We start from the raw sequence: 23,225 nt of genomic DNA, 5'->3' as shown, positions 1-23,225 counted from the left end.
CGGCCATGCCCCTCGACCGCCACACCACCGGAGGACGACCGGACGCCGCCGGAGGACGACCGAACGCCGCGGCCCCGGCCCCCGGCCCGGCCCCGGTACGCGCCACGGTCCCGCTGCCCCCGAAGGCCGCCCGCCTCCTCGTCGGCGCGGGAGCGCTCCTCGCGATCGTCTCCACCTTCCTCGCCTGGACCTGGACCACCTCGTTCCCCGGAAACCTCACCGTCACCGGGTATCCCGGCGGCCTCCAGAACATCACCCTTGTCGGCGCCGCCCTCACCCTGCTGTACGTCCTGGCCGGCTACGGCATCCGAGGGCTCCGCTGGCTCGCTCCCTCCGGCACCACGGCCCCCACCCTCCTCCTCGCCCTCGGCACCTTCGCCGCCACCTGGTACACCCTCGGCGCCATCACCACCGACCTCGGCGGCCTCGTCAACCTCGAACCCGGCGGCTTCCTCGCCGGCGGCGCCACCCTCGCCGCCCTGCTCGGCGCCCTCGCCCTGCCACCGGCGCGTCCGTATCCGGAGCGCGGGGAGTACGGCGAGTACGGGGACCGACCGGAGCGCGCGGACGACCATACGCGCCCGGAAGGATCCGAACTCCCGGACGGTGCCCAGGGATCGGGCGGCTCACAGAACTCACCGGGCTCGGGCGACTCGACAAGCGCGGAGCACCCGGACACCACCGGCACCTCGTCAAGCTCAGGCCCCCCAGGCGGCTCGAACCACCCGGGGCACAACGCCCCCGCCAACCCCTGGCACCGCTTCCGCCACAGCCTCACCCCCGGCCGTACCGCCGCCCCCACCCCACTGCCCGCCTGGGCCGAAATCCTCGTCATCGCCGCCGCGTTCGCCCTGGGCCTCGCCCTCTTCACTTACGGCATCGAAGCCGAGTACGGCGAACTCTTCGTCGGCTACCTCCTGCTCACCTGCGCCGGACTCGCCGCCCTCGGCCGCTCCGGCCTCACCACCCGCCTCGCCATCCTCACGGCCCGGCACCACACCATCACCCTCACCGCCGCCTTCGTCGCCGCCGCGGCCTTCCCCCTCACCCTCACCAGCGACACCTACACCAACCTGGCCACCAGCATCCTCATCTTCGCCACCGTCGCCCTGGGCCTCAACGTCGTCGTCGGCCTCGCCGGCCTCCTCGACCTCGGCTACGTCGCCTTCCTCGGCGTCGGCGCCTACACCGCGGCTCTCGTCTCCGGCTCACCCGAATCCGCCGCCGGCGTCCACTTCCCGTTCTGGGCGGCCATCCTCACCGGCATCGGCACCTCCCTGGTCTTCGGCGTCCTCATCGGCGCCCCCACCCTCCGCCTCCGCGGCGACTACCTCGCCATCGTCACCCTCGGTTTCGGCGAGATCTTCCGCATCACCATGCTCAACCTCAACGGAAAAACCGGCCCCGACATCACCAACGGCGCCATGGGCATCCCCAACATCCCCGACCTCGCCATCGGCGGCTTCGACTTCGGCGACACCCACGACCTCCTCGGCACCCCCATCGGCCGCTTCGGCAACTACTACCTCCTCATGCTCCTCGCCACCCTCGCCGTCGTCCTCGTCTTCCGCCGCGCCGCCGCCTCCCGCATCGGCCGCGCCTGGATCGCCATCCGCGAGGACGAAACCGCCGCCACCGCCATGGGGATCAACGCCTTCCGCCTGAAACTCCTCGCCTTCGCCCTCGGCGCCGCCCTCGCCGGCCTCGCCGGCACCGTCCAAGCCCACGTCATCACCACCGCCACACCCGACCAGTACCAGTTCGCCGGAACCGTCCCACCCAACTCCGCCTTCCTCCTCGCCGCCGTCATCCTCGGCGGCATGGGCACCATCACCGGCCCCATCGTCGGCGCCGCCCTCCTCTACCTCATCCCGAACAAAATGGACTTCATGCAGGACTACCAACTCCTGCTCTTCGGAGTCGCCCTCATCCTCCTGATGCGCTTCCGCCCCGAAGGCCTCGTCGCCGACCGCCGGAAACAGCTCGAATTCCACGACGACACCGGCCCCACGGCGCCCACCGACGCCGGCCCCGCCACCGACGCCGCGCCCTACACCCGAGCGGAGGCGTGACCACCATGACCCCCGACGCCGCCACTCCCACCACCGCCGCCACCACCGGCACGCCCGTCCTGACCGCCACCGGCATCACCATGCGCTTCGGCGGCCTCACCGCCGTACAATCCGTCGACCTCACCGTCCACGACCGCCAGATCGTCGGACTCATCGGCCCCAACGGCGCCGGGAAAACCACCTTCTTCAACTGCCTCACGGGCCTCTACAACCCGACCGAAGGCATCGTCACCTACCGCGACACCGTCCTCCCCGCCAAACCCCACCTCGTCACTCAGGCAGGCATCGCCCGCACCTTCCAGAACATCCGCCTCTTCCCCAGCATGACCGTCCTGGAGAACGTCCTCGTCGGCCGGCACACCCGCACCCACGAAGGCCTCTTCTCCGCCCTCCTCCGCGGCCCCGGATTCCACCGCGCCGAACGCGCCTCCCACCAACGCGCCCGCGAACTCCTCGACTTCACCGGACTCACCGACAAAGCGGACCACCTCGCCCGCAACCTCCCCTACGGCGAACAACGCCGACTCGAAATCGCCCGCGCCCTCGCCAGCGACCCCGGCCTGCTCCTCCTCGACGAACCCACCGCCGGCATGAACCCCCAGGAGACCCGCGCCGCCGAACACCTCGTCCTCGCCATCCGCGACCAGGGCATCGCCGTCCTCGTCATCGAGCACGACATGCGCTTCATCTTCAACCTCTGCGACCACGTCGCCGTCCTCGTCCAAGGCCGGAAACTCGTCGAAGGCACCCCGCGAACCGTCCAGAGCGACGAACGCGTCATCGCCGCCTACCTCGGCACCCCCTTCGAAGGCGCACCCGGACAGGACGAGGCCGCCGAGGTCGAGGCGGCGGAAGCGGCCCGCGCGGCGGAAGCGGCGGCCGCGACGGCGACGGCGGCGGCACGGGCACAGACAGAGGCACGAACACAGGCGGAACCCCCGACGGAGGGGCGACCACACACCCAAAAGCACCCGCCGACGGTCCCGGACGGAACGCCCCCCACTCACCCCGAGGAGAACGACCCCCGATGACGGCCCTCCTCGAAGTCCGCGACCTCCGCGTCGCCTACGGCAAGATCGAAGCCGTCAAGGGGATCTCCTTCACCGTCCACGCCGGAGAGATCGTCACCCTCATCGGCACCAACGGCGCCGGAAAGACCACCACACTCCGCACCCTCTCCGGCCTCCTCCACCCCACAGCCGGCAGCATCCGCTTCGACGGAAAACCCCTCACCCGCGTCCCCGCCCACCGCATCGTCGCCCTCGGCCTCGCCCACTCCCCCGAAGGCCGCCACATCTTCCCCCGCCTCACCATCGCCGAGAACCTCCAGCTCGGCGCCTTCCTCCGCAAGGACACCACCGCCATCGCCCAGGACATCGAGCACGCCTACCACCTGTTCCCCATCCTCGGAGAACGCGCCCGCCAACCCGCCGGCACCCTCTCCGGAGGCGAACAGCAAATGCTCGCCATGGCCCGCGCCCTGATGTCCCGCCCCAAACTCCTCATGCTCGACGAACCCTCCATGGGCCTCTCCCCGATCATGATGCAGAAGATCATGACCACCATCGCCGAGCTCAAGGCCGACGGCACCACCATCCTGCTCGTCGAACAGAACGCCCAGGCCGCCCTCACCCTCGCCGACCACGGCCACGTCATGGAAACCGGCCGCATCGTCCTCTCCGGCACCGGCACCGACCTGCTCGGCGACACGTCCGTACGCAAGGCCTACCTCGGCGAAGACTGAGCCCCACCGCCCCCGGGCGACGCGAAGGGCCCGCGCCCACCCAGGACACGGGCCCCACACAACAGAACCGAACGATCACCGACCGCTACTGCGACTGCTCCTTGGCCGCCTTCTTCTCCCGGGCGTCCTCGATGACCGCCTCCGCCACCTGCTGCATCGACATCCGGCGGTCCATCGACGTCTTCTGGATCCACCGGAACGCCGCGGGCTCCGTCAGCCCGTACTGCGTCTGCAGAACGCTCTTCGCGCGGTCCACCAGCTTGCGCGTCTCCAGCCGCTGGGAGAGGTCCGCGACCTCCTTCTCCAACGCCTTCAGCTCCGTGAACCGCGACACGGCCATCTCGATCGCCGGCACGACGTCGCTCTTGCTGAACGGCTTCACCAGGTACGCCATGGCCCCGGCGTCCCGCGCCCGCTCCACGAGCTCACGCTGCGAGAACGCGGTGAGCATCAGCACCGGGGCGATCGACTCGGCCGCGATCCGCTCGGCCGCGGAGATCCCGTCGAGCACCGGCATCTTCACGTCCAGGATCACCAGATCCGGCCGGTGCTCCCGCGCCAGCGCGACCGCCGTCTCCCCGTCGCCCGCCTCGCCCACGACGGAGTAGCCCTCTTCCTCGAGCATCTCCTTGAGGTCGAGGCGGATCAGCGCCTCGTCCTCGGCGATCACGACGCGGGTGGTCTGCGGAGGGGTGTGCTGCGGCTCGTCGTCGACGGGCGGCTGGGGCTCGGCGGCGCTCACGGGTCTCCTCGGTCAAGCAGGTGATGTGTATGAGCCTACCTAGTAGGGCCGCTCGATGCTCACACGGTATGCTGCTCACAGCCTGTCTGGCCGGGTTGGCGCAACTGGTTGACGCGGAGGTCTCAAACACCTCTGTCCGTGAGGACATGTGGGTTCGAATCCCATACCCGGCACTCAAGCGGTAAAAGCGGAGGTTCGCGTTCGCGTGAACTTCACCTTTCTCCACATTGCGCACACATTCAATGACACACAGTGGCGCCATGGAGTCTCACGGCAGCACGGTACGACAGGAGGCCCTTCGCCTCCTCCAATCCGGAATAGCCAATGCCGAGGTGGCCCGTAGGCTTGGCGTCCCCACAGGCACGGTCGGTTACTGGTTGCACGTCGACCGCTCAAGGCGCGGAGACTGCCCGGGCCGCCCGTCGTCCAAATGCCCTCGGTGTCACGGCCGACCGCTAGACGAGCAGGCGTACTCCTATCTGCTGGGCCTCTACCTAGGCGACGGGCACATCATCCAGTACTCCCGGCACCGAGTACCAAGCCTCATGATCACCTGTGCTGATGACTGGCCCGGCCTCATGGATGCCTGCGAAGCCGCCATGCGAGCGGTGTTGCCCGACAACAAAGTCTGCCGCGTCAGACGCACTGGCTGCCGCAACGTGAAGGTCTACTCAACTCACCTCTGGTGCCTGTTTCCCCAGCATGGCCCAGGCAAGAAGCACGAGCGACGCATCATGCTCGAACCCTGGCAGCAGCGGATCGTCGATGCCCACCCTTGGGAATTTCTGCGCGGGCTGATTCACTCCGACGGTTGCCGGATCGTCAACTGGACCACAAGAACCGTCCATGGAGCGAGCAAACGCTACGAATACCCGCGCTACCTCTTCACCAACAAGTCCGACGACATCCGGCAGCTCTACTGCGACACCCTCGACAAGGTCGGTGTCGCTTGGAAGATGACGCGACGCGGCGCCGACCCGTTCAACATCTCCGTCGCCCGCCGCGCCTCCGTAGCCCTCATGGACGCCCACATCGGCCCGAAGTACTGATCACCGGGTGCGGCCTACCCCTTCGGCCCGTCGTCCTCCCCGATGTGGTGCACACGCACGAGGTTGGTGGTGCCGGGTGTGCCGGGTGGGGAGCCGGCCGTGATGATGACCATGTCGCCCTTGCGGCAGCGGCCGATGCGCAGCAGGTATTCGTCGACTTGGCTGACCATTTCGTCGGTCGTCTGCACCATGGGGCCGAGGAAGGTTTCGACGCCCCAGGTGAGGTTGAGTTGGGAGCGGGTGGCGGGTTCGGGGGTGAAGGCGAGGAGGGGGATGGGCGAGCGGTAGCGGGAGAGGCGGCGGACGGTGTCGCCGGACTGGGTGAAGGCGACGAGGTATTTGGCGCCGAGGAAGTCGCCCATTTCGGCGGCGGCGCGGGCGACGGCGCCGCCTTGGGTGCGGGGCTTGCTGCGTTCGGTGAGCGGGGGGAGTCCTTGGGCGAGGATGTCCTCTTCGGCCGCTTGGAGGATGCGGCTCATGGTGCGGACGGTTTCGATGGGGTATTTGCCGACGCTGGTCTCCCCGGAGAGCATCACGGCGTCGGTGCCGTCGATGACGGCGTTGGCGACGTCGGAGGCCTCGGCGCGGGTGGGCCGGGATGCGTCGATCATGGAGTCGAGCATCTGGGTGGCGACGATGACGGGTTTGGCATTGCGCTTGGCCAGTTTGATGGCGCGCTTCTGGACGATCGGGACCGTTTCCAGTGGCATTTCGACGCCCAGGTCCCCGCGCGCGACCATGATGCCGTCGAAGGCGGCGATGATGCCGTCGAGGTTGTCGACCGCCTGCGGCTTCTCGATCTTCGCGAGGACGGGGAGGCGGCGGCCTTCCTCGTCCATGACGCGGTGGACGTCGTCGATGTCCCGTGCGCTGCGGACGAAGGAGAGGGCGACGATGTCGGCGCCGGTGGTGATGGCCCAGCGGAGGTCTTCGACGTCCTTGGCGGAGAGGGCGGGGACGGAGACGGCGACGCCGGGGAGGTTGAGGCCCTTGTGGTCGGAGACCATGCCGCCCTCAAGGACGACGGTGTGGACGCGCGGTCCGTTGACTTCGGTGACTTCGAGGGTGACGCGGCCGTCGTCGACGAGGATGCGTTCGCCGCGGGTGACGTCGTCGGCGAGGCCGTCGTAGGTGGTGCCGCAGTGGTGGCGGTCGCCGAGGACGTCCTCGACGGTGATGGTGAAGGTGTCGCCGCGTTCAAGGAGTACGGGGCCTTCGAGGAACCGGCCGAGGCGGATCTTCGGGCCTTGAAGGTCGGCGAGGATGCCGACGTTCCGGCCGGTTTCCTCGGCGGCCTTGCGGACCCGTTCGTACCGCGCCTCGTGATCGGCGTGGGTGCCATGGCTCAGGTTGAAGCGGGCGACGTCCATGCCGGCTTCGACGAGGGCCTTGATCTGCTCGTACGAGTCGGTGGCGGGCCCCAGGGTGCAGACGATTTTCGCTCGGCGCATGGCACGACCTTATGACCTACCGGTGGGTAGAGAATCTGCCGGACACGACCACCCAACGTCCGTTGGGTAAAGGTCTGTTGACAACTAGTGAAACGTGCGCGGGGGTGCTCCGATGAGCGGTGGAGCGTCCCCGCGCATACCCCGGCGTGCACGGTTCACAGGATCGGCGGAGTCATGGTCAACCGTGCGTTGACGTGGGCGTAGACGCTCTGGCGTTGGGGTTCGAGGTCGAGGGCGGGTGGGGTGGAGCCGCCGTAGCCGGCGCTGCGGAGTATGGCGGGGCGTGCGGGCGGGGCGGCGGGGGCGGGGTGTTCGGCGCCGGTGTCGGCGAGTTCGACGAGGGCGACGAGGCGGGAGCCGAGTGCTTCGGCGTATTCGCGGGCGCGTTGGACGGCGTCGTGGACGGCTTGGCGGCGGGCTTCGCGGTGGGCGGGCGAGTCGGCGCGGAGGGCCCACCAGGGGCCGTCGATGCGGGTGAGTTCAAGGTCGGAGAGACGGGTGGTGAGTTCGCCGAGGATGGTGAAGTCGCCGAGGGTGGCGGTGAGATGGACGTGGCCGCGGTAGGCGCGGATGCGTTCGTGGCGGCCTTTGTCGTTGAGTTGGGGGGTGATGGTGACGGCGCCGGTTTCGATTTTCTCGACGGCGTCGCCGTGGGTTTTGAGCAGTTCGATGATGTGGTTGTTGCGTCGGGTGAGGTCGTCCAGGGCTTTGTGACGGTCGGTACCGCGGGCGCTGATGGTGATTCCGAGGCAGGCGATTTCGGGGTCGACTTCGAGGTGGGCCTCGCCGCGGACGGCGACGCGCGGCGTGTCGGGGGTTCCGTAGGGCAGCGGCTCGGTTGCGGTCATGGGGCTAGCGTCTCAGTCCGTGTTCGTCGGCGGGACTGTCCGGAGTCATCGGATCGCAACCTTGTAAGGGTGTTGCCCTGGTGCCTGTGGGGGTCAGAATCTACGCGCGTTGTACCGGGGGGCTTGTGGTGTCGCGGCCGTCCGGTGTCGTTGTCGGACGCAGCCGGCTCCGGGCCGGGTGCGGTGAGATCGTCAGGTAAAGGGATGGGGAATTCGATGCCGCTCAACCGCAGGCGTTTCCTGGGGCGTACGGCCGCTACGGGGGCGGGTGTGGCCCTGACCGGAGCCGTGGGCGCCACGTCGGCGGCGGCCGGTGAGCAGCCCCTGTCGGGGCAAGGGGGGCGTGGGGAGCGCGGGCACGGCAGGACGAAGCGGTACGCGTTCACCGTCATGGGCACCACGGATCTGCACGGGAACGTCTTCAACTGGGACTACTTCACCGACGCGGAGTTCGACGACAAGGCGCACAACGATGTGGGCCTGGCGAAGATCTCGACGTTGGTGAAGCAGGTCCGCGAGGAGAAGGGGCGGCGGAATACGCTGCTCATCGATGCGGGCGACACGATCCAGGGAACGCAGCTCGCGTATTACTACGCGCGGGTGGAGCCGATCACCGGGCACCGTGGTCCGGTGCATCCGATGGCCCTGGCGATGAACGCCATGGGGTATGACGCGGCGGCGCTGGGGAATCACGAGTTCAATTACGGCATTCCGGTGCTGCGGAAGTTCGAGCAGCAGTGCCGCTTTCCGTTGCTGGGGGCGAACGCGCTGGACGCGAAGACGATGCGGCCGGCGTTCCGGCCGTATGTCATCAAGCGGATGCGGACGCCGCACGGGCGTGATGTGCGGGTGGCGGTGCTGGGTCTGACGAATCCGGGGATCGCGATCTGGGACAAGGCGAATGTGCAGGGGAAGATGGTGTTCCCCGGCCTGGAGGAGCAGGCGGCGAAGTGGGTGCCGCGGCTGCGTTCGATGGGTGCGGACGTCGTGATCGTGTCGGCGCATTCGGGGATGAGCGGGACGTCGTCTTACGGTGACGCGCTGCCTCATGTGGAGAACGCGGCGGCTCTGGTGGCGGAGCGGGTGCCCGGGATCGACGCGATTCTGGTGGGGCACGCGCATGTGGAGGTGCCCGAGTACCGGGTGGTGAACAAGGAGACGGGCCGGCCGGTGGTGCTGTCCGAGCCGTTGAAGTGAGGTCAGCGGCTGACACTGTTCGACTTCGATCTGGTGTGGGAGCGGGGCCGCTGGCAGGTCGCGTCGGTGGCGTCGAAGGTGCTGAACTCGAACACCGCCGAGGAGGACGCCATGGTCACCCGCCTGGTGCGGGGACAGCACCGGAAGGTGGTGGCGTATGTGAACCAGCGGATCGGGACGTCGACGGCGGCGATGAGTGCGGCGGAGGCGCCGTACCGGGACACGCCCGTCATCGATTTCATCAACCATGTGCAGGCGGAGACGGTGCGGGCGGCGTTGAAGGGGACGGCGTACGCGTCGTTGCCGGTGCTGTCGCAGGCGTCGTGTTTCTCACGGACGGCGGCGGTTCCGGCGGGGCAGGTGTCGGTCCGTGAGGTGGCCGGGCTGTATCCGTTCGAGAACACGCTGGAGGCGCGGGTGCTGACCGGCGCGCAGGTGCGGGAGTACCTGGAGTTCTCGGCGCGGTATTACGTGCGGACGCCGGCGGGCGCGCCGGTGGATCCGGCGAAGCTGACGAACGCGGAGAGCATTCCGGATTACAACTACGACGTGGTGAGTGGCCTCTCCTACGAGATCGACATCGCGAAGGCGCCGGGTGCGCGGATCGGGAAGCTGCTGTTCGACGGGAAGCCGCTGGACGATTCCGCGCAGTTCGTGCTGGCGGTGAACAACTACCGGGCGAGTGGTGGCGGGAATTTCCCGCATGTGGCGCGGGCGAAGCAGGTGTGGGCGAATTCGGAGGAGATCCGTAACACGATCATCGGCTGGGTGAAGGCGCGGCAGGTGATCGATGTGGCGAAGTTCGCGTCAGTGGACTGGAAGCTGACGCGGGATGGTGTGCCGCTTTTCTGAGGGTGGTGCGGTGTGGGGCCGTGGTGTGGGCCGCGGCTCCAGGCCGAAGGTGGTGAATGCGGTGCGTTGGGGCAGCGGGTAGTGGGTGGTGCCGGTGATGGCGTTGAGGATGGTGGCGCTGCGCCAGGCGGCGAGGCCGAGGTCGGAGCTGCCGATGCCGTGGGTGTGGGTTTCGGCGTTCTGGACGTGGACGGCGCCCTTTACCAGGGGGTCGAGGACGAGGCGGTGCTGGGCGTCGATGCGGGGGCGGCCGCCGGAGTCGCGGCGGATGTAGGGGTCGAGGGCGGCGAGGAGGCGGTCGACGCGGCGCTCGCGGTAGCCGGTGGCGAGGACGACGGCGTCGGTGGTGAGGCGTGAGCGGGTGCCTTGCTGGTGGTGTTCGAGGTGGAGCTCGACGCGGGTGGTGCCGACGCGTCCGGCGGTGCGGACGAAGACGCCCGGGGTGAGGGTGGTGTCGGGCCAGCCGCCGTGGAGGCTGCGGCGGTAGAGCTCGTCGTGGATGGCGGTGATGGTGGCGGGGTCGATGCCCTGGTGGAGCTGCCACTGCTGGGGCAGGGCCTGGTCGCGGACGGGCTCGGGGAGGGCGTGGAAGTACTGGCCGTAGTCGGGGGTGAAGTGTTCGCGGCCGAGCCGGCTGGTCTCGGTGGGGGCGAAGGCGGGGGTGCGGGCGAGCCAGTGGAGCTTCTCGCGGCCGACGGGGCGGTGGCGGAGCAGGTCGAGGAAGATCTCGGCGCCCGACTGTCCGGAGCCGATGACGGTGACGTGGTCGGCGGCGAGGAGGTCGGCGCGGTGGTCGAGGTAGTCGGCGGAGTGGTGGACGGGGACGCCGTGGGCTTCGACGAGGGGGCGGAGGGGTTCGGGGATGTCGGGGGTGGTGCCGATGCCGAGGACGACGTTGCGGGCGTAGGTGCGGCCCAGGGCCTCGGCTTCGCCGTCGCGGTCGAGCTGGGTGTAGTCGATCTCGAAGAGGACGCGTTCGGGGTTCCAGCGGACGGCGTCGATGTGGTGGCCGAAGTGGAGGCCGGTGAGGTTCTCGCTGACCCAGCGGCAGTAGGCGTCGTATTCGGCGCGCTGGATGTGGAAGCGCTCGGCGAAGTAGAAGGGGTAGAGGCGCTCGCGCGTCTTGAGGTAGTTGAGGAAGGTCCAGGGGCTGGTGGGGTCGGCGAGGGTCACGAGGTCGGCGAGGAAGGGGACCTGGATGCGGGTGCCGTCGATGAGCAGCCCGGGGTGCCAGCGGAACGTGTGATTCTCGTCATAGAAAGCCGCGTGGAGGTCGCTCAACGGGTGGGCCAGGGCGGCGAGGGAGAGGTTGAAGGGGCCGATGCCGATGCCCGCGAAGTCGAGGGGAGCGTCGGAAGTGTGGTCGGAGGAGGCGGGGTTGCTCATGCGGGGGTGCGGCCTTCCCGTGGGCGGCGGCGAACACAGCCGGACAAGTCGTTTATGCCCTTTTTGTTCGATACATCAGGTCGTTTCAAGCTACCGGCTGTACCTGCGGCGTGACGCCTTGTGGGGGATGTTTCCCCCGATGGGGGGACGGACCCCGCGCGGCCGGGCAGCCGGGGTCGCGGGGGCTCACGGCGGGGTGCGGGGCGCGCCCCGGGCGCGGCGTCGACTACCCTGCACCCCATGGCCATGATGAACCTCGCTCTCGACATCGGACCGCTCAAGCCGGACGTTGCCCCCCTCGTCCTGGGTCTGGTGCTGTTTTTCCTCGTCTTCGCGGTGATCGCGAAGGGGATCCTGCCCCGGATCAACAAGGTCCTCACCGAGCGTGAGCAGGCCACGGAGGGCCGCTTCGGCGAGGCGGAGGAGACCCGCGCCGAGGCGGAGCGCGTCCACGCCGAGTACCAGGAGCTGCTGGCCGAGGCCCGGCACGAGGCCGCGCGGCTGCGCCAGGAGTCGGTCGAGCAGGGCAACGCGATCATCGCCGAGCTGCGAGCCGAGGGCCAGCGCCAGCGCGACGAGATCATCTCCGCCGGTCACGCGATGATCGACGCGGAGCGCACGATGGCCGAGGCGCAGCTGCGCGAGCAGGTCGGCGCGCTGGCCACCGAGCTGGCGGGTCGCATCGTCGGCGAGTCGGTCGAGACGTACGCGCGGGAGAGCGGCATCGTGGACCGCTTCCTGGAGGAGCTCCGCACGGCGCAGCCGGCGGACGCGATCGAGGACAAGCGCGGCTGACGTAGGCAGCGTTTTTCGGGCCTGGCGCCCGCACCCCGAACCCGGGGTGGGGGCGCCTTTGTCATGCGCGGAAAGCCCTGGTGAGGGTCATTGTCAGTGGGGTGGTGTTCACTGTGGGTAGCGAACGGTGAGGGCTCGGCGAAGGTCGTCGAGCTGGTCCCGCAGCTGACGCCTGAGCGCGGGCGTCGGTTCGGAGCCGTCCAGACAGGCCTCGCCGAGGCGCAGAGTGTCGTGGTCGACGTGGGGACGGGGGAATCCATGGGAGCCGGCGGTTTTGGCGAGGGCGGTGCCGCGGCGGGCGGCGAGCGCCGTGGCGTCGGAGGGGTAGCGGTCGCGGTAGGGGCGGGTGAGGTCGAGCTGTTCGGGCTGCCAGAAGCCCTGGGCGGTGGCGGTCCACAGGTGGGCGGAGAGGCTGTCGTCCGCGTAGAGGGCGTGCCAGGCCGCTTGTTTGGCGGCGGGGTCGGGGAGGGCCGCGTGGCAGCGGGCCGCGCCTTCCCGGCCGGTGGCGCTGGGGTCGGCGGCGAGTTCGGCGTCGATGGCCTCGGGGGTGGTGGCGCCGAGGACGGCGAGGCGGGTGAGGACGCGCCAGCGGAGTTCGGGGTCGAGGGCGGGTCCGCCGGGGACGGTGCCGGCGCGGAGCCAGTCGTGGAGGGTGCCGGGGGCGGTGGCGCTGTCGACGAGGGTGCGGACGGCGGCGAGGCGGAGGCCGGGCGCGGTGGCCTGTCCGGTGCGGCTCAGGAGTGCGTCGCAGGTGTCGCGGAGGGTGGCGAGAGCGTCGTCGCGGTGGTCGGCGGGGAGGTAGCGGTCGGCGATCTGGGCGCGGGCGAAGGTGAGGACGCCCTGGACGACGGCGTTGTCCGTCTCGTGCGGGAGGTGGTCCCGGGTGGCCCGCAGGTAGGCGGTGGGGGCGAGCAGGCCGTCGCGGACGAGGTCACGGAGGGCGTTCCAGAGGACCGCGCGGGTGAGGGGGTCGGGCAGGCCGGAGAGGGCGCGGAGGGCCGTGGTGTGGGAGTCGGGGTCGAGGCGGACCTTGGCGTAGCCGAGGTCGCCGTCGTTGAGGAGGACGAGGGCGGGCCGGGGGCCGGTGCCGGTGAGGGCGGTGGTGGGCCCGGGGTCGGTGGGGATGTCGGTCTCGGTGCGGGGGCGGGCGGTGAGGCGCCGGAGGTCGGCGGGGTCTCGGTCGTAGAGGCCGACGGCGATGCGGTGGGGGCGGGTGCCCTGGTGGTCGATGGTGAGCTGCCAGCCGCCCTCGTCGGTGGTGGTGACGCTGGGGGTGAGGGTGTCGACGCCGGTGGTGCCGAGCCATTGGCGGGCCCAGGCGTGGACGTCGCGGTCGGAGGCGCCGGCGAGGGAGTCGAGGAAGTCGGCGAGGGTGGCGTTGCCGAAGCGGTGCCGTGCGAAGTGGGCGTTGATGCCGGCGAGGAAGTCCTTCTCGCCCAGCCAGGCGACGAGTTGGCGCAGCGCGGCGGCTCCCTTGGCGTAGGAGATGCCGTCGAAGTTGAGGAAGGCGGCGGCGGTGTCCTGGACGGCGCCGGGAGCGGGGGCGACGGGGTGGGTGGTCTCGCGCTGGTCGGCGTCGTAGCCCCACGCCTTGCGGCTGACGCCGAACTCGGTCCAGGTGCCCGTGAAGCGGGTGGCGTCGGCGAGGACTTGGTAGCCCATGTACTCGGCGAAGGACTCGTTGAGCCAGATGTCGTCCCACCACCGGAGCGTGACCAGGTCGCCGAACCACATGTGGGCCATCTCGTGGGCGATGGTGACGGCCCGGTTCTGCCGCTCGGTGTCGGTGGCGGCGGAGCGGAAGACGAACTCGTCGCGGAACAGGACGAGGCCGGGGTTCTCCATGGCGCCGAAGTTGAACTCGGGGACGAACGCCTGGTCGTACGAGTCGAAGGGGTAGGGCTCGTCGAAGATCTCGTGGAAGCGGTCGAAGCAGCGGCGGGTGAGGTCGAGAAGTTCCTCGGCGTCGGCGTCGAGGTGCGGAGCGAGGGACCGCCGGCAGTGCAGGGCGAAGGGCAGGCCGGCGTGTTCCGTGCGGACGCTGTGCCAGGGGCCCGCGGCGAAGGCGACGATGTACGTGCTGATGGGCCGGGTCGCGGGCAGTTTCCAGCGGCCTTCGGCGGGCGGGCCGACGCGGGTGGCGACGGTGTTGCCGAGGACCGTCCAGTCGGGGGGCGCGGTGACGGTGGCCGAGAAGACGGCCTTGAGGTCGGGCTGGTCGAAGGCGGCGAAGACGCGCTGGACGTCGTCGAGGCACATCTGGGTGTAGAGGTAGGTCTCGCCGTCGACGGGGTCGGTGAAGCGGTGCATGCCCTCGCCGGTGCGGGAGTAGCTCATGTCCGCCTCGACGCGCAGTTCGTGCTCGCCCGGCGCGAGCGCGGCGAGCGGAAGACGGTTGTCGGCGAGCGAGGCGGTGTCGAGGGGGCGGCCGTCGAGGGTGGCGCTCAACAGGGCGGCGGGGCGGATCTCGACGAAGGTGTCGCCCTCGGCGCGGGCCTGGAAGCGGATGACGGCGGTGGAGCGGAAGTGCTCGTCGCCGCGGGTGAGGTCGAGGTCGATGTCGTAGCTGTGGACGTCCAGGAGCCGCGCCCTGGCCTGTGCTTCTTCGCGCGTCAGTGCAGTCATGGGGGCCATGCTGCCCCAGCGTCCCGGCGCTGGACGAGCCGTTTCGGGCGGGGGCCGGCCGGCCTGGCGGCGGCGGGCCGCCGGGTGCGTGGGAGACCGGCGGAGGCTCGGCCGAGGGGAGGTGCGGGAGCAGCGGCAGGAGGAGGCGGGGGCGGCCCGGGCCGGCCGGTTCCCGGCCGCCGCCCCCCATGCGATTTTCGGCGCGGTCCCTCGATGCGCCCCCGTTACCGAGGGGACGGGGCGGGGCTGTCCGGCCGGTGGACGGCTGCTAGGTGCGGGCGATGGTCTCGTGGTGCCGGATGACCTCGGCGATGATGAAGTTGAGGAACTTCTCCGCGAACGACGGGTCCAGCTTCGCGTTCTCGGCAAGGAGGCGGAGCCGGGCGATCTGGCGCGCCTCGCGGGCCGGGTCGGCGGGCGGCATCTTGTGCGCGGCCTTGAGGTGGCCGACCTGTTGGGTGCACTTGAAGCGCTCGGCCAGCATGTGGATCACCGCGGCGTCGATGTTGTCGATGCTGTCCCGCAGCCGGGAGAGCTCGGCCCGCACGGCGTCGTCGGGCGCGCCCGCTCCGGCCGCGGCGGCCGGGGCGGCCTCGCCGGACGGGACGGGGCCGGGGCGGTCGACGCCGGGGCGGTCGGCATTGGTGCTGTCGTTCATATCGACCGACCTTATGCGGAACCGGCGGCCCGCGCCGACTCGATGATCCGACCGGTGCCGGATCGGCTGTCTGGGGAACCAGGAACGGTGGTGGAGGGGGTAAGGGGAGTGGTGGTGGACAAGGGACGGCAGGGAATGGCAGGGGTTGGGGGGTGCGGGTGCCCGGCCGATGGGCAGTGGAGCCGCGAGCGGGAGACGGCGGGTGGCGAAGACAGGAGCGGCGGGGACTGCGGGTGGCGGAGGCGGGAGCGGCGGAGACGGAGGGTGTCGGGGCGGGAGCGGCGGAGATGGAGGGTGTCGGAGTCGGAAGTGTGGAGACGGCGGTACCGGGACAGGGGTGCGGATACGGCGGGCGGTGTCGTGGCCCGTGCTCCGGCGGTCCGGTGGTACGCCCCCGTCGCGCCCCGTGCCCCGGTGACGGCGACGGCCGGCGTGGGTCAGGATGGGGCGGCGGCCCGGCCCGCCCGGGCCGCTCGGGCGGGGTGACGGGGCTGGGGGGCTGTTGTGCCGGACTTCACCGTGGCGGAGGACGGGTTCCGGGTCGGCGGACGCCCCGTGCGGCTGCTGTCGGGGGCGCTGCACTACTTCCGGGTGCACGAGGGGCACTGGCCGCACCGCCTCGCGATGGTGCGGGCGATGGGGCTCAACTGCGTGGAGACGTACGTCCCGTGGAACCGGCACGAGCCCGTCGAGGGCCGGTCCCACGACATGGGCGAGCTGGGCCGGTTCCTGGAGGCGGCCGGCGCGGCGGGTCTGTACGCGATCGTGCGCCCGGGGCCGTACATCTGCGCGGAGTGGGAGAACGGAGGGCTGCCGCACTGGCTCACGGGGCGGCTGGGGCGGCGGGTGCGGACGAGCGATCCGGGGTTCCTGCGCGCGGCGGACGGCTGGCTGGAAGCGGTGGGTGCCGAGATCGCCGGGCGGCAGTTCGGCCGGGGCGGGCCGGTCGTGCTGGTGCAGGTGGAGAACGAGTACGGCTCCTACGGCAGCGACCAGGCCTACCTCGAACATCTCGTGGGGCGCCTGCGGGCGTCGGGGGTGGTGGTGCCGCTGGTGACGTCGGACGGGCCGGAGGACCACATGCTCACGGGCGGAACGGTCCGGGGAGCGACGGCGACGGTGAACTTCGGTTCGGGGGCGCGTGAGGCGTTCCGGGTGTTGCGCCGGCACCGGCCGGGCGGGCCGCTGATGTGCATGGAGTTCTGGTGCGGCTGGTTCGCCCACTGGGGCGGCGCGCCGGCCGCGCGGGGCGCCGGGGAGGCGGCGGAGGCGCTGCGGGAGGTACTGGAGTGCGGGGCGTCCGTGAACGTCTACATGGCGCACGGCGGGACCAGCTTCGGCGGCTGGGCGGGGGCGAACCGGGCCGGCGACGAGCATCGGGGCGCGCTGTGCCCGACGGTGACGTCCTACGACTACGACGCGCCCGTCGACGAGTACGGGCGGCCGACGGCCAAGTTCCACGCCTTCCGCGAGGTACTGGCCGCTTGCGGGGACGGTCCGCCGCCGGACCCGCCGCCCGCTCCCCCGGTGCTGCGGGAGCCGGTGGGCGTGGAGCTCACGCGGTGGGCGCCGCCGGCCGAGGTGATGGACGCGCTCGGCGGAGCCGCGCGGGAGAGCGTGCTGCCGCCGTCGTTCGAGGAGCTGGGGGTGGACCGGGGTGTCGTCCGGTACCGGTTCACCGTCCCGGGGCCGCGCCGGGCGCTGCCGCTGCGCGTGGCGGGGCTGCGGGACCTGGCCGTCGTCTCCGTCGACGGCGTACGGACGGCCGTGCTCCGCGACGAGGACGGGCTGATCGGCGACGTGCCGGGGCCGGCGTCGGTCGAGTTGTGGGTGGAGTCGCTGGGGAGGGTCAACTACGGTCCGCGGCTGGGTGAACGGAAGGGGTTGACGGGTGGGCTGCTGCACGGGGGCCAGTACGTCCACGGGGTACGGGCGCGGGGACTGCGGCTCGCGGCGTTCGAGGAGGACGGCGCGCTCGCGGTGGTGCGGTGGCGGCCGGCCGACGGGGGCGAAGCGGGGCTCTATCACGGTGCCTTCCGGTTGCCGGCGGGTGGTGACGCGGTGCTCCGACTGCCGGGCTGGGAACGGGGGTTCGTGTGGGTGAACGGCTTCTGTCTGGGGCGGTACTGGTCCGTCGGCCCGCAGCGCACGCTCTGGGTACCGGGACCGGTGTTACGCACGGGGAGGAATGAGCTGCTGGTGCTGGAGATGGAGCGGGCGGGAACGATGCGGCCGCTGCTGGAACCGATTCCGGTGTGAGGTGTTGTGAGGTGTGAAGTGTGAGAGACGGGCCGGAGCACCGCTCGGCCGGTGGGTCGCTCGGCGCGGAGCCGTCGCGGAGTCCGTGGGCGCGAGGCTCGACGGAGTCGTCGGCGGGGCGTTCGGCCGAGGGTGCGACGGGGCAGCCGGTAAGTCGGGAGGGTTCCGACCCCCGTCCCGCTGATCACCGGCCGATGACGGTGACCAGCGGGACGGCCCTGTGGAGGTGTTGTTCCCAGATCGTGCGGCGTGAAGCCGTCCGGACCGGACCAACTAGTCCGGATGTTCGCATCAAGCGTCTCAGGAGGCCACAGAAATCACGATTACCCCAGGGCGCACGGTTTGTTCTTGCCCGGTGGACAACCCGCCGGGAGTGCAGGAGCATCGCAACATGATCGCGAAACTGGACTGCACCGTCATCGACTGTCCGGACCCCGAGGCGCTCGCGGCCTTCTACGGGGCGATCCTGGGTTGGAAGGTGGACGCGAGCGACCCGGCCTGGGTGTGGCTGAACGACCCCGCGAGCAGCACCCGCATCGCCTTCCAGAAGGCGGAGGACCACCGTCCGCCGCGCTGGCCGGACCCGGAGCACCCCCAGCAGTTCCACCTCGACTTCGCCGTCGGCACCCGGGAGGACCTGGAGCGCGCACAGACGGAAGTGACCGCGCTCGGAGCGCGTTTCCTGCACGACAGCGGTGGGACGACGTCCGGATTCCGGGTCTTCGCGGACCCGGCGGGGCACCCGTTCTGCCTCTGCTACCAGTAACTTCACAGTTCCGCACCCGATCCGGCGATGGCGCCCCGGCCGAAGCCCCGGGGCCTACGCCTTCTCCGGCGCCTCCGTGCGTCCGGGCTTCACCACCGGGCCTGTGTTCCGGTAAGCCGCCAGTGCCGCCCGGTCCGGTTCCGGCAGCCAGACGTCGTCCGGCCGGCGCGCACCGAGATCTCCGCGCGCCGGTCCGGTCCCTTCCTTCGGGTGGGGAAGCGCCCTGAGCAGCAAGCCCAGTTGGGGGTCACGGTTGGAGCGGTGCCAGGTGACGGACCACAGGTGCAGGGGCACGGGGTCCACGATCGGGAGGCGCCGCAGCCGTCCGTCGTGGGGCAGGTCCATCCCGGCCTCCCCCACCGTCACCGCGCGCCCCGCGCGCAGCATGTGCTCGCCGTAATCCCGCGCGCCCACCGCGGGCGCGGTGAAGCGCAGCGGGATCCCGAACTCGTCGCAGAACCGGACGAGATAGCCGCGCCACTCCTCCGCGCCGCCGGGGTCGGGCATGGCGATCCCGGCGTCCCGCAGGTCGGCCGGGCTGACGGACGTCCGGTCGGCGAGGGGGTGCCCGGCGAGCACGTAGGCGTGCAGGGGTTCGAGGTGGACGGGCCGGTGGAGGAGACCGGCGGGCCAGGGCCGGCCGAGGTCGTGGACGCGGCCGAACGCGGCGTCCAGCTCCCGGCCCAGCACGGCCGGGAGGGTGAGGGCCAGCCCCTGCCGCATGCTCGGGTCGACGCGGAGTCCGGGCGTCCGGGCGACGGTGTCGCGCAGCACCCGCATCGGCGTGAAACGCTCGGCGAAGACCTCGACCCGCAGCGGCCGCACCGCGCCGCGGACGGTCTGGACGGCCGCGTCGAAGGCGGCGAGGGCGTCCACGGCGAGCGGCAGCAGCCTCCGCCCGGCGGAGGTGAGTTCGACGCTGCGGGTGGTGCGTTCGAGGAGGGGCGCGCCGAGAGCGTCCTCCAGGCGGCGGACACGCTTGGACAGCGCCTGCTGGGTGAGAAAGAGGCGGGCGGCGGCCCGGCCGAAGTGCAGTTCCTCGGCGACCGCGACGAAGGCGCGCATGCCCGGGAGATCGGGTTCCATGACGCCAGCCTCGACTGACAACCCGTGGTTGTCAAAGAGCCCGCAGAAGTTGTTGGACACCAGCCCTGACCTGCGGTTTTCCTGAGGTCATGAGCGCATATCCCCTGTCGGCCCTCGCCCCATCGGCTCTTGCCCCGTCGGCCCCTGCCCTGGCCACCCCCACCGCGCCGCCCGCGCCCGCCGCCGGCGAGCACGTCTTCCAGCGGCTGCTGCGCAACCGGATCATCGTGCTCGGGCAGCAGGTGGACGACGAGATCGCGAACCGGATCTGCGCCGAGATCCTGCTCCTCTCCGCCGAGGACCGGCACCGCGACATCCACCTCTACATCAACTCGCCGGGCGGCTCGATCACGGCCGGGCTGGCCATCTACGACGTCATGCAGTTCGTCCCGAACGACATCGCCACCCTCTCCCTGGGCTTCACGGCGTCCATGGGCCAGTTCCTGCTCTGCGCGGGCGCGCCCGGGAAGCGGTACGCGCTGCCGCACGCGAGCATCCTGATGCACCAGCCGTCGGCGGGGCTCGCGGGCTCCGCGTCGGACATCAGGATCCAGATCGAACAGATGCGGTCGGTCAAGCGCCTGGTGCAGGAGCGGATCGCCCACCACACGGGCCGGCCGGTGGAACGGATCGAGGCGGACTCCGACCGCGACCACTACTTCACGGCCCAGGAGGCACTGGAGTACGGCTTCGTCGACCACGTCATCGCCTCGGCGGACGAACTCGCCGGTGCGCGCGGCGAAGCCTGAACGAGCGACGAAGCGAGGCCCCCGCCCGGGCTCACCGCCGCCGTTCCACCGGGAACACCGCGGTGATCAGCCACCCGCCCTCCGGCGCCGGCCCGGCGGTGAGCCGCCCGCCCATGGCCTTGGCGCGTTCGGCCAGGCCGACGAGGCCGAAGCCGCCGCCGCGCGCCGTGTCCGGGAGCGGGGCGGGGCGGCGGCCGTCGTCGGCGATGCGCAGTTCGACGCCCTCGGGGACGCCGCGGACGCCGATCCGGACGGCCGTGGCGTCGGCGGCGTGCTTGCGGACGTTGGTCAGGGCCTCGCGGACGACGCGGTGGACGGCGGCTGCGACGTCGCCGGGGAGCCAGTTCTCCATGCCCTGCTCGATGTAGAGGGCGACGGGCGGGCCGGTGCGGGTGAACCGCTCGGTGAGGGACCGCACCTCCGGCAGGCCCGCGACCGGCTCGGTCTCCGGTTCGGCGCCCTCGCGCAGGATGCCGACGAGGCGGCGCATGGCACCCAGCGCCTCCCCCGCCGAACCCTCGATGCGCTCGAACGCGCGGGCGGCGGCGTCCCCTTCGAGGGAGGTGAAGCGCGCCGCCTGCGCCTGGACGGCGATGCCGGTGACGTGGTGGGCGACGAGGTCGTGGAGTTCGCGGGCCAGTTCCAGGCGTTCGGCGGTCCGGACGGCCGCCATGTCGCGGACGCGCTGGGCCGACTGGGCGCGCAGCAGCAGCGAGTACCCGCCGACGACCACGGTCAGGAGGGTGAACACGGCCGTGAACCGGCCCGGGTCGAGGTCGCGCACCGGCGCGGCGAGCGCCGCCAGGGCGAGCGCCGGGCCGAGGAGGGCCGCGCGCCGCGCCGGGGAGCGCTGGACGACGTTGGTGAGCAGCACCAGCAGGGCCACGTCCTCCCCCATGCCCCAGACCGCGCCGGGGTGCGGGCCGGCCATCAGCACAGCCGATGTCGTCCAGGACACGCCGACGGCGACGCCCGCCCGCAGGTCGAGCGGGATCCACGTGTACGGCACGGCGCACAGGCAGACGGCGACGCCCGAGGCCAGCACCACGGCATGCGGCGGGCTGGGCTGCCGGGCGAGGACGAAGCCCTCGAAGCCGACCAGGCCGAGCAGGAAGACCGCCAGCACGGCCTTGGCGACGGCGGCCCGGCGCGGGTGCCGGGTCGCGGGCCCGGCGCGCCCGGTCACGTACCGCCCGTGGCCAGCCCGCTCTCCCAGGCCCAGGCGGCGATCTCGACACGGTTCCGGGCGTCGAGCTTCAGCTGCACATTGGCCAGGTGGGTCTTGACCGTGGACAGGGAGATGAACAGTTCGGCGGCGATCTCGGCGTTGGTGGCCCCGCGCGCCAGGCAGCGGACGACGTCCTCCTCGCGCTCGGTCAACGGCTCGGAGGGCACCTTGACGGAACGGCCGCCGCCCCTCGCCCCGGCCGCGCCGGCCGGGGCGAGGTCACGGAGGAGCCGGACGGTGATGGCGGGCGAGATGAGGGAGTCCCCGACGGCCGCGGCGTGCACCGCCTCGACGAGCATGGCCGGGCTGGCGTCCTTCAGCAGGAACCCGGAGGCGCCGTCGCGGAGCGCGGAGTGGACGTACTCGTCGAGGTCGAAGGTGGTGACGATGACGATGCGGGGGCGCCCGCCGCGCTCCGGTTCGGCGGCGGTGAGCGCGGAGATGCGGCGGGTGACCTCCAGGCCGTCCAGCTTGGGCATGCGGATGTCGAGCAGCAGCACGTCGGGCCGGTGCTCCTCGACGGCGGCCAGCGCCGCCTCGCCGTCCACGACGTCGGCGACGACGTCGATGTCGGGCTGGCTCTCCAGGATCATCCGGAAGCCGGTGCGGACCATCTCCTGGTCGTCCGCGATGACGACGGTGATCGCCATGTCGTCCCCTCCGCCGGGGTGGGCCGTTCGCTTGTGCTCCATGTGACCGGCGGTGTGGTGGGGGCGCAACAGCAGGTGGGTGCCCCGGTCACTCCCTCAGGGCCCCCGAGCTCGCACTCCGCGCGGTTGTCCTCACGTTCCCCCACCGGGTCCCCCGGCGTGTCAGCCCTCTCGGGCCGCCCGTCGGCGGTTCACCAGCCGTAGCCCGCACATGCCTCCGCCGACGGCGAGAAGCGCCGCACCACCGAAGACGAGCGGCTTGCCCATGTCCCGCCGTCCCCCGACCGTCTGCCCGGCCTGCACCATGCGCCGGACGGGATTGCTGGCCGCCTCGTGCCGCCTGACCTGCTTGACGCGCTTGACCTGCTTGACGTGCTCGACCCGGCCGGCCCGCTTGCCCTGCTCGGCCTGCTCGGCCTGCTTCATCCGCTTGACCTGCTCGACCCGCCCCGCCGGCCGCAGCGGCGCCGCGGGACGCGACACGCCGGAGTGCTCCCGGTGGGTGACGCGGAGGTCGTGCCGGCGGGGGGCCGTCCAGCGCCGGTCGGTCCCGGCGGCCGGGTGACCCGCCTCCCGGTCCTCCCCCGGACCCGCCTCCCGGCCCGCCACGGGAGCGCCCGAAGCGGGAGCGCCCGAAGTGGGAGCGCCCGACGCCGCCGCGCCGGAACCATCGTGGTGGACGACGTTCCGGACGTCCCCGGCACGGTCCCGGTCGCGGTGCCCGGTGTCGGCCGCCGCCGCGCCGGTCACCGGCAGGAGCGCCGCGCTCGCGGCGGCGAGGAGGGTGACGACGGCGATGCGGGTCCTGGCGGGCACGGAGGTGCTCTTTCTGTCGGGGGTCCTGCGGTGCGGCGCGTGCCGCGAACGACGCGCCCCGGCCCCCTGTCGAAAGGGCGGACCGGTGCGCGTGATCCACGTTACGGGCCTCCCTGCCCCGTACACCTCGACCAAGGGGCCATTCCGGGCCGTTCCCCCTCGGCCGAAAGAATGACGGCGGTCCCGCCCGGCGTCATACCCCGGTCGCGTGGACGGTCTTACGGCGGGCGCGTGGGCGCCCCGCCGTAAGAC

General features: G+C 71.4%; 18 protein-coding genes, 1 tRNA gene and 1 pseudogene. 10 read left to right on the top strand and 10 right to left on the bottom strand.

Going from position 1 to position 23,225, the window contains the following annotated elements:
• Window positions 1-5: 5 nt before the first annotated feature.
• Genes ACSNOK_RS03030 through ACSNOK_RS03020 form a run of 3 tightly spaced genes read left to right on the top strand, consistent with a single transcriptional unit; the run spans window position 6 to window position 3,816 of the window.
• Entirely contained in the window at window positions 6-2,072 is a 2,067-nt protein-coding gene (locus ACSNOK_RS03030; RefSeq protein ID WP_436778971.1) for a branched-chain amino acid ABC transporter permease, read from the top strand.
• 5 nt (window positions 2,073-2,077) lie between these two features.
• A complete protein-coding gene (locus ACSNOK_RS03025) occupies window positions 2,078-3,103 on the top strand; it encodes an ABC transporter ATP-binding protein (RefSeq protein ID WP_436778970.1) in 1,026 nt (341 codons plus the stop codon).
• Window positions 3,100-3,816, top strand: coding sequence for an ABC transporter ATP-binding protein (locus tag ACSNOK_RS03020; RefSeq protein WP_436778953.1), 717 nt, complete (start codon window positions 3,100-3,102; stop codon window positions 3,814-3,816). The genes ACSNOK_RS03025 and ACSNOK_RS03020 overlap by 4 nt, the downstream gene beginning before the upstream one ends.
• An 85-nt stretch (window positions 3,817-3,901) precedes the next feature.
• Here the strand turns inward: ACSNOK_RS03020 and ACSNOK_RS03015 are convergent, their stop codons facing one another.
• A complete protein-coding gene (locus tag ACSNOK_RS03015; RefSeq protein ID WP_436778952.1) occupies window positions 3,902-4,558 on the bottom strand; it encodes an ANTAR domain-containing response regulator in 657 nt (218 codons plus the stop codon).
• A gap of 89 nt (window positions 4,559-4,647) precedes the next feature.
• Here ACSNOK_RS03015 and ACSNOK_RS03010 point away from each other — a divergent pair.
• Both ACSNOK_RS03010 and ACSNOK_RS03005 read left to right on the top strand, forming a co-directional pair.
• Window positions 4,648-4,731 (top strand) — tRNA-Leu (locus ACSNOK_RS03010).
• A gap of 87 nt (window positions 4,732-4,818) precedes the next feature.
• Complete coding sequence (locus ACSNOK_RS03005) at window positions 4,819-5,607, top strand: helix-turn-helix domain-containing protein (RefSeq protein ID WP_436778951.1); 789 nt, start codon at window positions 4,819-4,821, stop codon at window positions 5,605-5,607.
• A 14-nt stretch (window positions 5,608-5,621) separates the two neighbouring features.
• On the opposite strand, the gene pyk is transcribed toward ACSNOK_RS03005, so the two are convergent.
• Window positions 5,622-7,058 (bottom strand): pyruvate kinase, encoded by a 1,437-nt coding sequence (gene pyk / locus ACSNOK_RS03000; protein WP_436778950.1) that lies wholly within the window; start codon window positions 7,056-7,058, stop codon window positions 5,622-5,624.
• A gap of 155 nt (window positions 7,059-7,213) precedes the next feature.
• The gene (locus ACSNOK_RS02995; protein ID WP_436778949.1) at window positions 7,214-7,906 is read right to left on the bottom strand and encodes an SIMPL domain-containing protein; all 693 of its coding nucleotides are present in this window, start codon (window positions 7,904-7,906) and stop codon (window positions 7,214-7,216) included.
• Window positions 7,907-8,122: 216 nt separating this feature from the next.
• Here ACSNOK_RS02995 and ACSNOK_RS02990 point away from each other — a divergent pair.
• Window positions 8,123-9,955 (top strand): annotated as a pseudogene (locus ACSNOK_RS02990) (bifunctional metallophosphatase/5'-nucleotidase).
• On the opposite strand, the gene ACSNOK_RS02985 reads toward ACSNOK_RS02990, so the two are convergent.
• Window positions 9,911-11,341, bottom strand: coding sequence for a lysine N(6)-hydroxylase/L-ornithine N(5)-oxygenase family protein (locus ACSNOK_RS02985; RefSeq protein ID WP_436778948.1), 1,431 nt, complete (start codon window positions 11,339-11,341; stop codon window positions 9,911-9,913). The pseudogene ACSNOK_RS02990 and the gene ACSNOK_RS02985 sit on opposite strands and share 45 nt — an antisense overlap.
• 240 nt (window positions 11,342-11,581) lie before the next feature.
• Between ACSNOK_RS02985 and ACSNOK_RS02980 the strand changes: the two genes are divergently transcribed.
• Window positions 11,582-12,136: a F0F1 ATP synthase subunit B gene (locus ACSNOK_RS02980; protein WP_436778947.1), complete on the top strand. Its 555-nt coding sequence runs from the start codon at window positions 11,582-11,584 to the stop codon at window positions 12,134-12,136.
• Window positions 12,137-12,244: 108 nt separating this feature from the next.
• Here the strand turns inward: ACSNOK_RS02980 and pepN are convergent, their stop codons facing one another.
• The gene (pepN, locus tag ACSNOK_RS02975) at window positions 12,245-14,761 is read right to left on the bottom strand and encodes an aminopeptidase N (RefSeq protein WP_436778946.1); all 2,517 of its coding nucleotides are present in this window, start codon (window positions 14,759-14,761) and stop codon (window positions 12,245-12,247) included.
• Between the two features lie 268 nt (window positions 14,762-15,029).
• Window positions 15,030-15,419, bottom strand: coding sequence for a chorismate mutase (locus ACSNOK_RS02970; protein ID WP_436778945.1), 390 nt, complete (start codon window positions 15,417-15,419; stop codon window positions 15,030-15,032).
• A gap of 504 nt (window positions 15,420-15,923) precedes the next feature.
• Between ACSNOK_RS02970 and ACSNOK_RS02965 the strand changes: the two genes are divergently transcribed.
• Both ACSNOK_RS02965 and ACSNOK_RS02960 read left to right on the top strand, forming a co-directional pair.
• Window positions 15,924-17,678 (top strand): beta-galactosidase, encoded by a 1,755-nt coding sequence (locus ACSNOK_RS02965; RefSeq protein WP_436778944.1) that lies wholly within the window; start codon window positions 15,924-15,926, stop codon window positions 17,676-17,678.
• Between the two features lie 391 nt (window positions 17,679-18,069).
• Window positions 18,070-18,444 carry a VOC family protein gene (locus ACSNOK_RS02960; protein WP_436778943.1) on the top strand — a complete coding sequence of 125 codons (375 nt, stop codon included), beginning with the start codon at window positions 18,070-18,072 and terminating at the stop codon, window positions 18,442-18,444.
• Window positions 18,445-18,498: 54 nt separating this feature from the next.
• Here ACSNOK_RS02960 and ACSNOK_RS02955 read toward each other — a convergent pair whose 3' ends face one another.
• Window positions 18,499-19,530, bottom strand: a complete 1,032-nt coding sequence (locus ACSNOK_RS02955) for a LysR family transcriptional regulator (protein WP_436778942.1) — start codon at window positions 19,528-19,530, stop codon at window positions 18,499-18,501.
• 89 nt (window positions 19,531-19,619) lie between these two features.
• Here ACSNOK_RS02955 and ACSNOK_RS02950 point away from each other — a divergent pair, with 89 nt between their 5' ends.
• The gene (locus tag ACSNOK_RS02950) at window positions 19,620-20,279 is read left to right on the top strand and encodes an ATP-dependent Clp protease proteolytic subunit (protein ID WP_436778941.1); all 660 of its coding nucleotides are present in this window, start codon (window positions 19,620-19,622) and stop codon (window positions 20,277-20,279) included.
• A gap of 31 nt (window positions 20,280-20,310) precedes the next feature.
• Here the strand turns inward: ACSNOK_RS02950 and ACSNOK_RS02945 are convergent, their stop codons facing one another.
• From ACSNOK_RS02945 to ACSNOK_RS02935, 3 genes are all read right to left on the bottom strand, one after another.
• On the bottom strand, window positions 20,311-21,465 hold the full coding sequence (locus ACSNOK_RS02945) for a sensor histidine kinase (RefSeq protein WP_436778940.1): 1,155 nt from the start codon (window positions 21,463-21,465) through the stop codon (window positions 20,311-20,313).
• Entirely contained in the window at window positions 21,462-22,157 is a 696-nt protein-coding gene (locus ACSNOK_RS02940) for a response regulator (RefSeq protein ID WP_436778969.1), read from the bottom strand. The genes ACSNOK_RS02945 and ACSNOK_RS02940 overlap by 4 nt, the downstream gene beginning before the upstream one ends.
• A gap of 162 nt (window positions 22,158-22,319) precedes the next feature.
• Entirely contained in the window at window positions 22,320-22,973 is a 654-nt protein-coding gene (locus tag ACSNOK_RS02935) for a hypothetical protein (RefSeq protein ID WP_436778939.1), read from the bottom strand.
• Window positions 22,974-23,225 lie beyond the last annotated feature (252 nt).

Source organism: Streptomyces sp. URMC 126, assembly GCF_051386555.1.
Lineage (GTDB): Bacteria > Actinomycetota > Actinomycetes > Streptomycetales > Streptomycetaceae > Streptomyces.
This window is presented reverse-complemented; position numbering and strand designations above follow the sequence as displayed.

What these genes read in the sequence shown, in the direction of transcription:
- ACSNOK_RS03020 (WP_436778953.1), top strand. Translation starts at nt 3,100, where the DNA reads ATGACGGCCCTCCTCGAAGTCCGCGACCTCCGCGTCGCCTACGGCAAG.
- ACSNOK_RS02955 (WP_436778942.1), bottom strand. Translation starts at nt 19,530, where the DNA reads ATGGAACCCGATCTCCCGGGCATGCGCGCCTTCGTCGCGGTCGCCGAG.
- ACSNOK_RS02980 (WP_436778947.1), top strand. Translation starts at nt 11,582, where the DNA reads ATGGCCATGATGAACCTCGCTCTCGACATCGGACCGCTCAAGCCGGAC.
- ACSNOK_RS03030 (WP_436778971.1), top strand. Translation starts at nt 6, where the DNA reads ATGCCCCTCGACCGCCACACCACCGGAGGACGACCGGACGCCGCCGGA.
- ACSNOK_RS02995 (WP_436778949.1), bottom strand. Translation starts at nt 7,906, where the DNA reads ATGACCGCAACCGAGCCGCTGCCCTACGGAACCCCCGACACGCCGCGC.
- ACSNOK_RS02985 (WP_436778948.1), bottom strand. Translation starts at nt 11,341, where the DNA reads ATGAGCAACCCCGCCTCCTCCGACCACACTTCCGACGCTCCCCTCGAC.
- ACSNOK_RS02950 (WP_436778941.1), top strand. Translation starts at nt 19,620, where the DNA reads ATGAGCGCATATCCCCTGTCGGCCCTCGCCCCATCGGCTCTTGCCCCG.
- pepN (WP_436778946.1), bottom strand. Translation starts at nt 14,761, where the DNA reads ATGACTGCACTGACGCGCGAAGAAGCACAGGCCAGGGCGCGGCTCCTG.
- ACSNOK_RS03005 (WP_436778951.1), top strand. Translation starts at nt 4,819, where the DNA reads ATGGAGTCTCACGGCAGCACGGTACGACAGGAGGCCCTTCGCCTCCTC.
- ACSNOK_RS02970 (WP_436778945.1), bottom strand. Translation starts at nt 15,419, where the DNA reads ATGAACGACAGCACCAATGCCGACCGCCCCGGCGTCGACCGCCCCGGC.
- ACSNOK_RS03025 (WP_436778970.1), top strand. Translation starts at nt 2,078, where the DNA reads ATGACCCCCGACGCCGCCACTCCCACCACCGCCGCCACCACCGGCACG.
- pyk (WP_436778950.1), bottom strand. Translation starts at nt 7,058, where the DNA reads ATGCGCCGAGCGAAAATCGTCTGCACCCTGGGGCCCGCCACCGACTCG.
- ACSNOK_RS02940 (WP_436778969.1), bottom strand. Translation starts at nt 22,157, where the DNA reads ATGGCGATCACCGTCGTCATCGCGGACGACCAGGAGATGGTCCGCACC.
- ACSNOK_RS02960 (WP_436778943.1), top strand. Translation starts at nt 18,070, where the DNA reads ATGATCGCGAAACTGGACTGCACCGTCATCGACTGTCCGGACCCCGAG.